11 protein-coding genes are annotated in these 14,808 nt (G+C 39.6%); 5 read left to right on the forward strand and 6 right to left on the reverse strand.

Annotated features, from left to right (window positions below; translation table 11 throughout):
* Positions 1–41: 41 nt before the first annotated feature.
* Complete coding sequence (gene groL / locus EHO65_RS03280) at positions 42–1,682, reverse strand: chaperonin GroEL (RefSeq protein WP_135772757.1); 1,641 nt, start codon at positions 1,680–1,682, stop codon at positions 42–44.
* Between the two features lie 18 nt (positions 1,683–1,700).
* Entirely contained in the window at positions 1,701–1,988 is a 288-nt protein-coding gene (groES, locus tag EHO65_RS03285; RefSeq protein ID WP_135649261.1) for a co-chaperone GroES, read from the reverse strand.
* Positions 1,989–2,240: 252 nt separating this feature from the next.
* On the opposite strand from groES, the gene EHO65_RS03290 reads away from it, so the two are divergent.
* The 3 genes from EHO65_RS03290 (at position 2,241) to amt (ending at position 6,663) form a co-directional block, all read left to right on the forward strand.
* Positions 2,241–3,752, forward strand: coding sequence for a deoxyribodipyrimidine photolyase (locus tag EHO65_RS03290; RefSeq protein WP_135772758.1), 1,512 nt, complete (start codon positions 2,241–2,243; stop codon positions 3,750–3,752).
* 79 nt (positions 3,753–3,831) lie between these two features.
* Positions 3,832–4,167, forward strand: coding sequence for an Mpo1-like protein (locus EHO65_RS03295; protein ID WP_135772759.1), 336 nt, complete (start codon positions 3,832–3,834; stop codon positions 4,165–4,167).
* A 222-nt stretch (positions 4,168–4,389) separates the two neighbouring features.
* A complete protein-coding gene (gene amt / locus EHO65_RS03300) occupies positions 4,390–6,663 on the forward strand; it encodes an ammonium transporter (protein WP_135772760.1) in 2,274 nt (757 codons plus the stop codon).
* Positions 6,664–6,817: 154 nt separating this feature from the next.
* Here the strand turns inward: amt and EHO65_RS03305 are convergent, their stop codons facing one another.
* A complete protein-coding gene (locus EHO65_RS03305; protein ID WP_135772761.1) occupies positions 6,818–7,207 on the reverse strand; it encodes a DUF5360 family protein in 390 nt (129 codons plus the stop codon).
* A gap of 24 nt (positions 7,208–7,231) precedes the next feature.
* Positions 7,232–8,575 (reverse strand): adenylate/guanylate cyclase domain-containing protein, encoded by a 1,344-nt coding sequence (locus tag EHO65_RS03310; RefSeq protein ID WP_244243422.1) that lies wholly within the window; start codon positions 8,573–8,575, stop codon positions 7,232–7,234.
* Positions 8,576–8,812: 237 nt separating this feature from the next.
* Between EHO65_RS03310 and EHO65_RS03315 the strand changes: the two genes are divergently transcribed.
* On the forward strand, positions 8,813–9,505 hold the full coding sequence (locus EHO65_RS03315; RefSeq protein ID WP_135772762.1) for an oxidoreductase: 693 nt from the start codon (positions 8,813–8,815) through the stop codon (positions 9,503–9,505).
* A gap of 7 nt (positions 9,506–9,512) precedes the next feature.
* On the opposite strand, the gene EHO65_RS03320 is transcribed toward EHO65_RS03315, so the two are convergent.
* Positions 9,513–11,801 carry a SpoIIE family protein phosphatase gene (locus EHO65_RS03320; protein ID WP_135772763.1) on the reverse strand — a complete coding sequence of 763 codons (2,289 nt, stop codon included), beginning with the start codon at positions 11,799–11,801 and terminating at the stop codon, positions 9,513–9,515.
* Between the two features lie 291 nt (positions 11,802–12,092).
* On the opposite strand from EHO65_RS03320, the gene EHO65_RS03325 reads away from it, so the two are divergent.
* Complete coding sequence (locus tag EHO65_RS03325) at positions 12,093–12,854, forward strand: SDR family NAD(P)-dependent oxidoreductase (protein WP_135772764.1); 762 nt, start codon at positions 12,093–12,095, stop codon at positions 12,852–12,854.
* On the opposite strand, the gene EHO65_RS03330 is transcribed toward EHO65_RS03325, so the two are convergent.
* Positions 12,846–14,600: an acyl-CoA dehydrogenase family protein gene (locus EHO65_RS03330; RefSeq protein ID WP_135772765.1), complete on the reverse strand. Its 1,755-nt coding sequence runs from the start codon at positions 14,598–14,600 to the stop codon at positions 12,846–12,848. The genes EHO65_RS03325 and EHO65_RS03330 overlap by 9 nt on opposite strands.
* Between the last annotated feature and the right edge of the window lie 208 nt (positions 14,601–14,808).

Consider the following 14,808-nt stretch of genomic DNA (forward strand, 5'->3'; position numbering starts at 1 on the left):
TTTCTCCTCGGCTTTTAACTTTCCGAAAGGAAGAGCGGGCATTACATCATGCCGCCCATTCCTCCCATACCGCCCATTCCACCCATAGGAGGCATTCCGCCACCGTCTTTTTCAGGTTTGTCGGTGATTGTAACTTCTGTAGTTAACAACATTGATCCGATAGAAGCAGCGTTTTGGAGTGCGGAACGAACTACTTTAGCAGGGTCAACGACTCCAGCCTGTAATAGGTCTTCCCAAACCATAGTAAGAGCATTGAAACCTTCGTTTCCTTTTTTACCTTTTGCTTGCTCTACGATTACGGATCCTTCCAGACCAGCGTTAGAAGTGATCATACGGATCGGTTCTTCTAATGCACGGAAGATGATTTTTGCTCCAGTAGCTTCGTCGCCTTCTAATTTAAGACCTGCGACTGCTTCTTGAGCTTTTAGAAGAGTTAATCCACCACCAGGAACGATTCCTTCTTCTACTGCTGCGCGAGTAGCTGAAAGTGCGTCTTCTACACGGTGTTTTTTCTCTTTCATTTCTACTTCAGTAGCTGCACCAACATGGATCACTGCAACACCACCAGCAAGTTTTGCTAGGCGTTCTTGTAGTTTTTCACGATCGTACTCGGAAGTAGTATCTTCGATCTGTTTTTTGATCTGACCTACGCGGCCTTGGATATCTTTAGAAGCACCTTGTCCTTCGATGATGGTCGTGTTTTCTTTATCCACGGTAACTTTTTTAGCGCGTCCCAGTTGTTGAACTGTTGCGTTTTCCAATTTCATTCCGAGGTCTTCGGAAATCACTTGTCCACCGGTAAGGATCGCGATATCTTCCAACATCGCTTTACGACGATCTCCGAATCCAGGAGCTTTAACAGCAACGCAAGAAATAGTTTTACGAAGAGTGTTTACTACGATAGTAGCTAATGCTTCTCCTTCTACTTCTTCTGCGATGATCACTAAAGGTCTTCCTGCTTGAGCAACTTTTTCTAATACAGGAAGAAGGTCTCTCATAGAAGAGATCTTTTTGTCGTAGATTAGAATATAAGGATCGCTTAAAGTAGCGATCATTGCTTCAGGATCGGTCACCATATAAGGAGAAACGTATCCACGGTCGAATTGCATACCTTCTACCACGTCTAAAGTGGTTTCGATAGATTTTGCTTCTTCTACAGTGATAACTCCGTCTTTTCCGACTTTGTCCATAGCATCTGCGATCAGATTTCCTATATCCTTGTCGTTGTTTGCGGAGATGGTTGCAACGTTCGCGATATCTTTTTTATTTTCGATTTTTACGGAACGTTTTTTGATACTTTCTACTGCTGCATTAACAGCTTTATCGATACCGTGTTTAAGTGCCATAGGGTTTGCACCAGCGGTAACGTTTTTCAATCCTTCGTTAACGATGGATTGAGCGAGAATAGTCGCAGTGGTAGTTCCGTCTCCAGCAACGTCATTCGTTTTTGTGGAAACTTCTTTTACCATCTGAGCGCCCATATTCTCGATGGAATCTTCTAGTTCGATTTCTTTTGCTACGGTAACTCCGTCCTTAGTGATAGTAGGAGATCCGAATTTTTTGTCGATTACTACGTTTCTTCCTTTGGGACCAAGAGTAACTTTTACAGCGTTCGCAAGTTTGTTAACGCCTTCTAAAAGTTTACGTCTAGCTGTTTCATCATACTCGATAATTTTTGCCATTTTTATTTCCTCGGCCTATTACTTTTTCACGATGGCAAGAATGTCGCTTTCGCGAATGATTAAGTATTCTTTACCTTCGGATTTAATTTCAGTTCCGGAATATTTGCCGTATAGAACGACGTCGCCGGCTTTAACTTCTAGTGGTATAAGCTTTCCGTCTTCATAACGTCCGCTTCCTACTTCTACAACTTTTCCCTCTTGCGGTTTTTCTTTAGCCGTATCAGGAACGAAGATGCTGCCGATTTTTTCTTCAGCTTCTTGTTTAGGCTCGACCAAAACACGGTCACCTAGCGGTTTAATCGCCATGACTTTCTCCTTTTAGCACTTGAAATAAATGAGTGCTTGAATATAAATTCCAGGAAATCCGAAACTGGGGTAGGCGGTCAAGCACTTTAGGCGATAGAGTGCTAAAATATTCGTTAAAATCCGCTTAAACCCTCGAATTTTTCATTTCCCGTTTTTTGGAAGAATCAGTCTAAGAGCGAATTGAGAGACGCAAAGTTATTTTCACACGCGTCTTTGCGCCTCCGCGTGAGAAAAGAAATAAGGATATAGTATTTGTTTTCTGAGAAGAATTTAATTCGGGTTCGAGAAGGAAATAAGAAGCCTGTTTTAGAAGATGGAGAATATATTCTGTATTGGATCCGAGCGAATCGACGATTGGCTTGGAACCATTCTTTGGATTATTCCATCCATCTTGCCAAAAAATTCGGAAAACCATTAGTCATCTTTGAATCGGTTATGATGGAATTCGAATGGAGTTCTCCTAGATTCCATCAATTCCTTTTAGAAGGAATTTGTGATACTGTAGAAGATGCTTCTCGCACTGGCTTTACCTATTGGCCTTTCGTTGAAACAAAAGAACATTCTCTTTCTGAAATAATTCCTACAGTTTTATCCAAAGCATCCGTAGTGATCACGGATGATTTCCCTTGCTTTTTTCTTCCGGAACATGCTGAGAAAATTTCTGAGATCCTAAATTGTAAACTATTACTCGTGGATTCTAATTCGATCACTCCACTTGCTTCTTATGAAAAATCATTTGGATACGCCAGAGTTTTAAGGCCAAAACTTCATGATAGGTTTGTGGAATCTTATGTTCATCGATCCAATCCAAAGCCGAGTTCAAAAGGAATTCCGAGTTCTGAATTTTTAAAAAAGCCGAAATTTCTATTTTCTGGAAAGAAGGAGGATGTCCCTTCCTATCTCAAAAAAATGAGTTCACAATTTCCGAATATTCTTCCTGTTTCCGGTAAGATTGGAGGAAGAAAAGAAGGCTTAAAACTTCTTAAAAAATTCCTAAAAGAAGGAGTTCCTTTTTATTCGGAAGAGAGAAGTGAACCAAGACCTCCTGAAAGAACAAAATCTTCCTATTTATCTCCTTATTTACATTTTGGAATGATCTCGGTAGATGAAATTGTCACTGCGGTCTTGGAGTCTGACCTAAAGGTTGATTGGAGCCCGGATGTATTAAATCATTCTTATAGAGGAAAGAACGAAGGTTTTTTTCATCCAAATCCAAATATAAATTCTTTTTTAGATGAACTTCTAACTTGGAGAGAGCTTGGTTATCTTTTGTTCTATAAAGAGCCAAGTTTTAGAAAGGATCTCTCCATTCTTCCGAATTGGGCAAAACTTTCTTTGGATGCTCACAGGGAGGATAAAAGAGAATGTCTATATACTAAAGAACAATTTGAGAAGGCGATGACCCATGATCCAATCTGGAATGCAGCCCAGAAGGAATTAATTCTAACTGGGACTATCCAAAATTATCTGAGAATGCTTTGGGGTAAAAAAGTAATAGAATGGTCCTCTTCACCGGAAGAAGCATTTCGTATATTAGAAGATTTGAATCATAAATATGCGTATGATGGAAGGGATCCTAATTCGTATACGGGTATCCTCTGGTGTTTTGGCGCGTTTGACCGACCTTGGTCCCCGGAAAGAGCGGTGCTCGGAAATATTCGTTATATGTCCTCGGATTCTACTTCTAAAAAATTCAAAATAAAGCCGTACCTGGAATATATCCAATCTCTGGAAGGAATGTCGGAACTAGGACTTTTTAAATAACAGACGTTATTATAAATGAAAGAGAAGTTGTTGCGGATTCTTTTTCTCTGCCGTATCATGTAGTTCCGGAGGGTCAAAGATGACTGAAAACAAAAAATACGAAACCCTACAGGAATTCTGGCCATACTACCTAAGAGAACATTCAAACAAGATGAACCGGGTATTCCATTTTATAGGAACCACATGTGCTCTGGTATTTATCGTTTCTGCAATCTTCTATCTAAATGCTTGGTATTTACTGGGAGCATTGTTTAGCGGGTACTTTTTTGCATGGGTGGGGCATTTCTTCTTAGAAAAAAACCGTCCTGCCACATTTATTTATCCGTTCAAATCTTTCATAAGCGATTGGAGAATGTATTTTTGCACAATTACAGGACAGCTCGGTAAGGAATTGCAAAAAGCTGGAGTGAAGTAAGTTAACTATATTGCGGAATCGCAGGATGGGAATTTTCACGTTACCTGCGATTTCGTAATCATTACCTCATTTGAGGGATATTCCCCGAGCGCCGAAAACAAAATACATTCACTTCGTTTATTAAATCCACGTCATAAATTATTATAAACTAACGTTTTTTTCTTTCTCAATCTAAGATTAGTCGATACATATGCTCATTCTTAGAACGAAAAGAGGTTCTCGTTGGATCCCGTTCTTCCCGCCGCCAAAGAATTAGCAAAGAATGTAGACACCTTATGGGTGATTTTCGCCTCCGCTCTTGTTTTTTTCATGCAAGCCGGTTTTCTACTTTTAGAATCCGGATTGGTTCGTTCTAAAAATTCAATCAACGTAGCGATCAAGAATCTACTGGATTACGTAGTCGGAACCATTTGTTTTTTTCTGATGGGTTACGGTTTTATGTATGGAACCAGTGTCGAAGGATGGATCGGTAATGACCTATTCCTTTTAGAGGGTTTAAATACAGGAAAAGAATTCGCATTCTTTTTGTTCCAGGTTACCTTTATGGGAACTGCAGCTACAATTGTATCCGGAGCAGTCGCTGAAAGAATAAGATTCCAGGCATATCTAGTCTGTTCTATTTTTGTTTCCTTTTTGATATATCCAATATTCGGACATTGGGCTTGGGGAGGCGGTTGGCTTTCTAAATCGGGCTTTCACGATTTTGCAGGAAGCTCTGTTGTCCATTCCGTTGGAGCTTGGGTTTCTCTTGCAGGAGTAATCGTTCTAGGCCCAAGAAAAGACCGTTTTGATTCCGATGGAAAACCAAGGGAATTGTATGGGCATAATCTTCCATTTTCCGTCCTAGGAACTTTCATCTTATGGTTTGGTTGGTTCGGATTTAACGGAGGAAGTACACTTTCGCTTACGGATGCTGTTCCGAAAATTATAGTAAATACTAGCTTGGCTGCTTGTGCAGGTTGTTCTGCTGCTATCATATTTGATTATATCACGAAAGGTGTTCCTCATGTAGGAGGAGCGATTAACGGGGTCCTTGCCGGATTAGTCGCGATCACTGCCGGCTGCGATGTTATTAGTCCTGCATCTTCGTTGCTTGTTGGGTTGATTGCGGGAATTTTAGTTGAGATCGCTGCTTGGATCATGGAGAACATTTTAAAGTTAGACGATGTTGTAAGTGCGTTTCCTGTTCATGGGGTCGGAGGAATTTGGGGAACTCTCGCTGTAAGTATATTCGCCCAAGACGAAACATTACGTAGTTGGAACCAATGGCAGGCTCAACTTGTAGGAATAGCTGTTTGCGCGGTTTGGTCCTTCAGCATGGGACTGATCCTGTTTTTCCTAATGAAATTCACCATATCTATTCGGGTTTCTTCGGAAGAAGAGGAGAGAGGATTGAACGAATCCGAACATGGCGCTAAAACAGTTTGGCTGGATTTGATGAACGCGATGAAATACGTCGCAGATTCCAAGGACTTGAGAAAAAGAATAGAAGTAGATCCTGGAGTTGAATCCGGAGCAGTTGCTGAATTATTCAATCGTTTGCTTTTGAGCTTAACTCAGATCATAGGAGTTGTAAAAGAGAATTCGGATAAGATCGAAAACGAATCCGGACTCTTGGAAAATTCCACTCTTGCCATCACCAAAGAGATCGAAAAACAAAAGGAAAGGACAGCACTCGTTCGGGAAACTTCCGACTTATTGGAATCTTCCTTAAAGGCGGTTTTGGATTTGGTTCTAGAAGAAAGAAGAAGGTCTTCCGAAATGAGAAGAATGTCCGAGGAAATGTCCCAAGGGATGAGGGAATTGCAGACGGATATTTTGACTTCGGGCAAGATAAGCGAGTCCATACAATCCATTGCTTTCACCGGTGAGAGGACTTTGGAAAGAACAGTGAAAAGTATGCAAGGCCTGAACGGTTCCGCCAAGAAAGTGGAAGAACTTGTAGTAATTCTTCAAAAAATTGCGGAACAACTTGGAATGTTGTCGATCAACGCCTCTATCGAATCCGCAAGAGGTGGAGATAAAGGATTTGCAGTTGTTGCGGAACAGATCTCGGTCCTTTCCGAAAAAACTGCTTCGAACGCCAAACAGGCAAACAAATATCTGCAAGAGATTTGGGAGACTGTGACCGGTTCCTTACAGTCCTTATCCGAAACAGTCGACTCTTTCAAATCCATCTTAACCCAGATCCCCGAACTTTCCAAAACTATGAAGTACGCTTTCGATTCCGTTCGCGATTATTCCTCCAGATCGGAAGAATTGGAAACTTCCATCCAAGGAGTGGCCAATATGAGCGAATCAGTTGCAGGCGATATGGAAAAACGTTATTCGGAATTGAACAAGATGAGGGACTTTTTCTGCGAGATAGAGAACGGTGCCGTCCGGATCGGATCTCTGTTGGAGGACCTACAGAAGATGAGCCTTATGTTAAGTGGACAAACGATCCGAATGCACCGAGTAGTGGATATATTCCAGATCGAACCAAAGATTGGATAGAATACTTTCGCACGGAGTTCACTGAGACCACAGAGATGTAAGATAGGATGTTCCCTCGATACGATTCTCTCTTCGTTCGAATCACTCGGGAACCTACAGTTCTTCTTAACTTTGTGAACTCTGCGTTCTCTGTGCGAACAAATCGTTTAATAATTTAAGAACGTATCAACTTTGGAATATAATATATTGGATAAATGAATAAATAAAGATTCGGTATCCACCAACTGATATTATAGTCGTTACCGATCGCCCAGAAAGAAATTGCCTGTAATCCGGATGTGAAGGTTAAAGTTAGGGAAAGGATCGCAAATTGTTTCCAATGCGGATTCTCTTGTTTTGAAAGTAGAAGGCTATAAAATCCGGTAAAAGAAATAAAAAGATCCAAAGGTAAAAAGGACCAATTCCATGCCTGCAAGATCGGATTTTCATAATCTTTAAAAAGATATTCTTTTGGAATCACATGCAATAATGTAATCGACCAATACAAAATGAATCCGATATCAGTGATCAGAAATAGAAGATTTAAACCTTTATAATCTTGGATCTTGGATCCTGGATTTCTTGTCCATCAAGCCCCTACTGCAACTACAGTTACCAACTTTTCTTTTCCTTTTACTTGAACTGGTGGAAGTGTCTCTCCTCTGAAATTTGCACCTGCAAGTTTCCAAGTTTCTTCGGAAACCAATAATTCTTTTCCGAAGTTTTTGGTAAGGGATTCAATTCTGGAAGCAGTGTTAACTGCATCTCCGATGACTGTGAATTCAGAACTTTTACTCGTTTCTATATTTCCAGAGAATACTTCTCCCGTATGAATTCCTATCCCGATCCTTACAGGTTCTAGTCCTCTGGATTCTCTGGCTTTATTAAATTCTCCTAATTTTTCCAACATTCTTTGTCCGCTTTGTAATGCGCGAATCGCATCTGAGGCAGGATCTGCAGATGGATAAGGTGTTCCGAAGGTAGCCATCACGGCATCTCCCATATACTTATCCAAAGTCCCGCCGAATTCGAAAACACAATCAGTTAATGTTTCTCTAATGGAAGAAAGGAATCTGCTTAGTTCCAACGGGTCCATATTTTCCGAAAGTGCAGTGAAGTTTCGGATGTCCGTGAATAATATAGTGGCAGTTTGTCTTCTTCCTTCCAATACGTTCGGATTGGTCATCATTTCTTCTACCATTCCAGGGGAGAAATAACGAGAAAGTAAGGATCTTTGTGCTTCTCCTTCTCCAATTCGCCTAATCATGATCAAAGTTCTCAAGATCCCAAAAGCAAAGAAGAATGCCAAGATCAAATAGACCATTGGTCTTCCGAATAATGCATCTGTGACTAAGACATTCGGTCCCATCACATAATCTCCCCAATCTTTCGCGAATACCATCTTATCGTATATTAGCGCGTAGGAGAAGATCCCGAAATAAACCAGATAGAATAAGATAACACTTAAGACCACGTATCTTAATCTAAATTGGATCAATGAAAATGCGAGAGGAAAGAATAGAAAATTCATGATCGGATTTTTGATCGCAAATCCAAGATCGAATGAATTTTGATGAAGAGTATAATATAATAATAAAGAACTGATCACGAAGAAGTCCGAGACCAATGCTAAATAAGAGAAACCTTTGATGGCCCAATGAGTACAGGTCCGTATCACATACGTGTGCCCAATCGTAACTGCAGTGAAAATTGTAAATGCGATCCCGTTTACGAGAGCATCTCCACTTTTCCAGTTTAAGGCTAACTGAGCTGCGAAAAATATTAGAAGCAGATATCGGAAGGCGTTGGATACATAGGCACCTATGATTTCCTCGTTTTCTAAAACCTTACGGACTGAATCGTCCATTTTGTTTCGGTCGGTAATTTCTAGAATATTACAAAGAAACTTAGGTAGATAATCTTTGATAGGCATAGCTTCCTAAAATACTCCTTTCCATTTTTGATTCAATCGTTTCTTATTGTTTTCGACTGACTCGGATAACAAAAGGAATGTTATAATTCCTAAATAAATGCCCGAATCGGTGGAACTTTTGCATAAGAGCCTGGTCGGCTCTTGAAGCCCGAGACCAAATGTTTGTAGGTAACCAAAGTTTTGGGACGGACTATAAAACCAAGATCGATCAGATCTTGGATCAAACAGGATGGAAAAATGAACCATAGAGTTGCAATCATTGCAGGCGGAACTGGACTCGTCGGCGGAGAACTTGTACAGGAATTATTAATAGATCCATCTTGGGACAAGGTTTATCTTTTGGTTAGAAAACCTTTGGAATGGACCCATTCCAAATTAGAACTGATCCTTACTGATTGGGAAAAACTCAATGAGTTTCCAGAAGGAGTCGTGACTGATGCATTCTGTACTTTGGGGACTACGATTGGAAAGGCTGGCTCTAAAGAGAATTTTAAAAAAGTAGATTTAGAGTATCCAATACGTTTTGCTAAAGTAGCAAAGGAGAAGGGCGTAAAATCTTTCTTTATAGTAACTGCTCTTGGATCGGATCCAAATTCATTCGTATTTTATAATCAGGTAAAAGGAGAAGTAGAAGCAGAAATATCCAAACTCGGTTTTGAAACTTTTGGGATTTTCAGACCTTCTCTTTTGGAAGGGGATAGAAAAGAATTCAGATTAGGAGAGAAGATCGGGTCTAAACTTGCGTTCCTGATAAATCCTCTACTTTTGGGTCCTCTCAAAAAATACAGATCCATTCATGCGAAGACCGTTGCAAGATCCATGTTAAACCTTGCCTGGTCCGGCAAAAAAGGAAATCATATTATAGAATCAGATAAGATTGCGGTATTGGGATCTTCTTCTGCTCGAGGAAATTTAGAAAACTTAATCTAGCTTCCAATTAGGATTTTCCGTTTAATTTTTTTAAGATCTCAGAAGCATTTTCGTTTTGAGGATCTAATTCGAGACTTAGTTTGGCGAAGTTAATAGCTTTTTCGGGTCTTTCTAACTTTAGGTTTAAGTCGGCTATATGAGCTAGATTTGCTGGGATCCCAGGGTTACGAAGTTGGATCCTTTCTGCAAGTTCTAAAGAACGATTAAAATCTCCGATCTTTTTAAAGCAGAAAGAAGCGGTATAAATTATATCCGTATCACCTGGATTTTCCTCCACATAGGAATCCATAAGAGAACAAGCCTCTTGGTAATTTCCATTTCTATAATGGAGCCTGATCAAATCTCTCTTTAATATTTGGTTATCCGGAGAAAGGTTTAAGGCTTCTTCTATTGCAAGAATTGCTTCTGGAATATTTTTATTTCTTAAGAACTCTCTCGCTTTTTTACTTAGATGATGTACTCCTTTTCCTGCCTTTGTTTTATTTAAAGATTTTCCTGGATCATATTCGATCCGCAAAAGTGAAAGATCGTCTGTAATTCGTCCTTTGTTCTCTAAGTCGGAAACTATCGTTCGTAAATTTCCTTCTGAAGATTCCACCACCCGTAAGAATAAGGATTCATCTTTATTCATGGTTTTTTCTCCAGAGTCGGAAACGATTTCTAAATCGTCTCTTCCGTCTGATCCGATCACTAAAATATCTGCTGGCTGGAGTCTGAAAATTTTTACACTTAAACTTCCTTCCATGCCAGGAGTGCCTAATTTTCTGTATTGTAGGGTTTCTTCTAAAAAGGTAGCTTTTCCATCTCTATATAAAACGGACCAAGGATGTTCGGCATTAATATAGTATAATATACCCGCTTCTTCATCTAAAACTCCCAAGACCATGGAAACCAACATACTTCCGTCAAAACCCTGGAATAATTTATGTAATTCTGTAAATGCGTTCTTTATCCATTTTTCAGCGTAAAGGGAGTAGGTGTTTTCGTTCGTTAAGGTTCTTTGTAGAATGGAGTGGAATGCTGCTCCAAGAACAAGAACGCCGCCAGCTCCTTGTAAAGATTTTCCCATAGCGTCCGCATTCAAGAATACGGTATATTCTTTTCCTCTTAAAAGGATTTCTTGGGCGATACAAATGTCTCCGCCTATTTCGCTTTCTTTTCCTTTAAAGACGAAGTTCTTCTTTTGTTTAATTAGAAAATCAACCTTTGCTTTTCTTCCGGTAGTTCGATTGATCCCTAACGGTTTTATTAAAAGAGAAGTAAGAAAATAATCTCCATCTTGTTGTTGTTTGAGTTCTTCTACAGTGCGTAATGTTTCTCTGAGCTCAGAAGTTTTTTCTTCCACTAAGAACTGTAGATGTTCTCTGATCCTACCTATCTCGCCCGTGGCCTTTGCGAAATCGTTCGCAAAACCTAAAAATTCTCTATCAATCGAGACTAAAGGAAGCTTTCCGGGACCTCCGGCTGCAAGATCATTCGCAGATTTTCCGATCTGCTCTAAAGTAGTAGAAATAGATTGGAAATACAAAATGATCAGTGTGGTTGCAGCAAAAAATGTTAATCCGATAAAGAATGCGATCTCTAAATATGAATCTGGTCTGAGGCCTACGTAAACGGCTAGTATTGTTAGAGATAATAATACTAAAGAAAGTAAGAATCCAAATTTCCCTTTAAGACCTAAGAATCCGGGAGGGAAATTAGAGGAATAAGACCTGCTTAGCAGAACTTTTTTTAACATAACTCGTTTCGGGCCGGTTATATAATCGGTAATTATATAACTAAAACCGCAATATACGAAAATTGCAGCAAGCCATCCCAAGAATATATACAGAAGTTCTTTTAAATTATAATCGAATAGCAAATAGGGAATAACGCTAGTTAGAAGGACAAAACTTCCGTAACAAAATGCTGATATCATATTATGCATAGGCAAATGGATCAGATCGGACAAAATTACATCTAATTCTTCTGAGGAGTCCGTGCGAATAGAATGAGCGGGATTTAGTGTTCTGTTGATTCTTCTTATATGTGCTTCGATTCCTGAAATACCTATCGGAGCAAGTAATCCATATTGCACACCATGTAATATAGTTACAAGCAGGGTAGCGAATACAAAACAAAGAACGATTATATAATGGGTCTGAAGAGAAAACATCGGAATGGTAGCAGATCCGAAGAAAAACGCGTAAACCGCTCCAAACCAACCTCCCGCTAAAGAGAATGCTACGATGGAAAAAGTATAGGAAATCTTCTTGTGAATCGCCTCGAAAAGACGATAAAAATATCTCTCAGTCATCTTGATTATCCTGGAATGTTCCGGATCTTTATGGAATACAGAAGAATAAGACGAAATGATTCTTCTGAACAAGTTTTGTAAGGAAAGAAATTTTTTCCTACCACTCTTTATCTAACAAAGAATAATTTATATAAAGATGTGGATATCATAAAGTGTATTACGTCGATAAAAATCGTTTGGATTTTATTTTTGTGAACAATTGTTTACATTCATTTATCTTGATTGAATATTTTGCTTTTCAAATACGACATACAAATTAGTTTCACATTCGATTCATATAGGGGATGAGAGATGGATATTCGAGGAAAACGTATAGTAGTTACTGGAGCTGCCTCCGGGATCGGAAAGGAAACTTTGATCAAGTTTTTAGCATTCGATGGAGTGAAGGTCCTTGCTGTAGATTTGGATCCGTCTCGTCTGGATATTTCCGATGATCGAGTAAAAACTTTTAAATGCGATGTTTCTTCTTCGGAATCTGTAGATAAAATTTTTAAAGAAGCTGAAAAGGTATTGGGTGGTGTCGATATCTTTTATGCAAACGCTGGCTTTGCATATTACGAAGAGATTAAAAAGCCCGATTGGAAACGTATGGAGAAAATTTTTCAAACAAATGTTTTTTCAGCGCTCTATGGATTACAAAAGGTTCAGGCCGAATATTCCAATCCTGTATATTATATCATCACTGCTTCTGCTATGAGTTTTCTCTCGATTCCAGGTTATGCATTGTACTCGGCGACCAAGGCGGCCGTTCATTCTTTCGCAGAAGCATTTCAGTTTGAATTAAGAAAACCTCACAGACTGATGATTGTTTATCCGATTGCTACTCGGACAAATTTTTTTGATGCGGCTGGTAAGAAAGTGCCGGTGCCTTTTCCTTCTCAGACACCTAAGCAGGTAGCATCAGCGGTTATATCTGGGATACGCTGGAACAAAAAGAAAGTATTACCTTCTAAAATATTCACCCTGATGATGTTCGTAGATAGATTTCTTGTCTATCCGTTGCGTATTTATCAGATTATCGAAAATTGGAAGCGTAAAAGAGCCCTAAACTAAGACAGGGCTCTTCTTATTCTCAATACGGATTTTATTATATTCTAATAGAGCTATGCTATCCAGATTATAAGAGTGAATTAAAGCTGCTCTTTCTTTTTTAGAATCACCATCTAATTTTTTCAGACCTCTTTCTGAAATCACAGCAATGATGACTCTGGTTGCGGATTCTACTAGTTCGAATGCAACCTCATCCTTGGATGTTCCGTTTTCTAAAGAAGTATAGATTGTATGGGATTCTTCCAGTTTCTTGCGGTTTTCTAATAGTTCTCTGGAAGGGGAGAAGCTGGACATTTCTTCGTCCAGATATTGTCTTAAGATACCTTTAGCTCCTAGTCCTGTTACAATTCCACCAATGGCGGCTACAACCTGTAATTGTGTGGTTCCTTCGTAAATATTAGTGATCCTTACGTCCCGATAGATCCTGGAAATATCGTAATCATAAGTGTATCCGGCTCCTCCGTGGATTTGGAGAGCATCGAATGCGATCTTATTTGCCTGTTCCGTAATATAATATTTAGATAATGGAGTGAATAGATTGGCGAGTTTTTCCCATTTTTTTAGATTTTCGTCCTTTTTGATCTCTTTTTCATCTACACCGGATTCCTTCATTTTTTCGGATTTCCAATGATAGAGGTCTATGGATCTGGAAGCTTCTTGCAAAATGGATCTCATTGCTAAAATCTCCCTGTCCATTAGGTCCAACATCTTTTTCACTGCCGGAATATTCCTGATCTTCTTACCGAATTGTTCTCTTTCATCCGCGTATTTTTTAGCTTCATAATAAGCTGCCGCTCCGATACCCATTGCCTGTCCTGCGATGGAGAGCCTTGCTCCGTTCATCATTGCCATGGAATATTTTACGAGTCCATAACCTTCTTCTCCGATTAAGATGCCGGGAGTGTTTTCATAAACTACCTCGCAGGTGGGAGAACAATGTAGCCCCATCTTTTTCTCTATACCTGCAATCTCCACATCTTCACTTTTGACTAAGAAAAAGGAAAGTCCTCTCGCACCACTTGTTGGACTTCCTGTTCTCGCTAAGGTAAGAATGATGGAGGGTTTATCATCGAAGCCGCAACCATGAGTGATAAATCTTTTGGCGCCTGTAATTCTCCAGACTCCATCTTCTCCTTTGATCGCTTTTGTTTGTAAATTCGGAAGGTCCGATCCGTAATTCGGTTCAGTAAGTGCCATTGCTCCGCATAGTTCTCCTGCCGCCATCTTAGGCACGTAAGTCTCTACCATTTCTTCCGAACCGAATCTTTCTATGGTCTCTGCTAGGTTCATACATCCTAAAGCGATCGCAACGGATCCGTCCGCTCTTGAAAATATTTCCATAAGCATTGCTTGTACTGTGCAAGGAAGTCCTAATCCACCATGTTTGCGGCCAATAGAGTAGGGAAGGATCCCAGCTTCTTTGACCTGGTTGACTGCGTTTATCATTTCTTTAGGAAAGCGAACTTTACCTTTTTCGTATATTAATCCTTCTGCATCCATTTTTTGAGCGAAAGGGGCCACTTCTTTTCCGGCGATCTCTCCTGCGGATTCTAAGACGGATCTGTAGAATTCGATGGCTTCTTCTTTGCTTCCTGGAGCCAATGCGAATTCTTCTTTTCCTGTTCTTTCATGTTCTTTTTTGTCGGAGAAACCTTGTTCGAATGCTTCTACTACTTCTTCCCAGTCTATTAAGGATTCGAAATATTGTTTTAAGTCTTCATTCTCTAGGAAATAATTATTTTCAAGCATGGATATTCTCCGAATAAAAATGAACTTTTGTTCAGTGTGATTACGTTTCTTAAGGAAGCCTTAATTTAAGGATTCGAAATGAAAAGGGAAAAAATTTGAAGAATGAAACCTTTTTTGTAAGTGAACGCTATTCGGTTAGGCAAGCTACAGAGAAGTAAAAGTAAGGTTTCGCACGGAGGACACAGAGTTCACGGAGTTAGTTAGCTAA

Source organism: Leptospira andrefontaineae (assembly GCF_004770105.1).
GTDB classification, from domain to species: Bacteria; Spirochaetota; Leptospiria; order Leptospirales; family Leptospiraceae; genus Leptospira_B; species Leptospira_B andrefontaineae.

Coding starts and splice junctions, on each gene's coding strand:
- groL (WP_135772757.1), bottom strand. CDS start 1,682: ATGGCAAAAATTATCGAGTATGATGAAACAGCTAGACGTAAACTTTTA.
- groES (WP_135649261.1), bottom strand. CDS start 1,988: ATGGCGATTAAACCGCTAGGTGACCGTGTTTTGGTCGAGCCTAAACAA.
- EHO65_RS03295 (WP_135772759.1), top strand. CDS start 3,832: ATGACTGAAAACAAAAAATACGAAACCCTACAGGAATTCTGGCCATAC.
- EHO65_RS03310 (WP_244243422.1), bottom strand. CDS start 8,575: ATGCCTATCAAAGATTATCTACCTAAGTTTCTTTGTAATATTCTAGAA.
- EHO65_RS03315 (WP_135772762.1), top strand. CDS start 8,813: ATGAACCATAGAGTTGCAATCATTGCAGGCGGAACTGGACTCGTCGGC.
- EHO65_RS03320 (WP_135772763.1), bottom strand. CDS start 11,801: ATGACTGAGAGATATTTTTATCGTCTTTTCGAGGCGATTCACAAGAAG.
- EHO65_RS03325 (WP_135772764.1), top strand. CDS start 12,093: ATGGATATTCGAGGAAAACGTATAGTAGTTACTGGAGCTGCCTCCGGG.
- EHO65_RS03330 (WP_135772765.1), bottom strand. CDS start 14,600: ATGCTTGAAAATAATTATTTCCTAGAGAATGAAGACTTAAAACAATAT.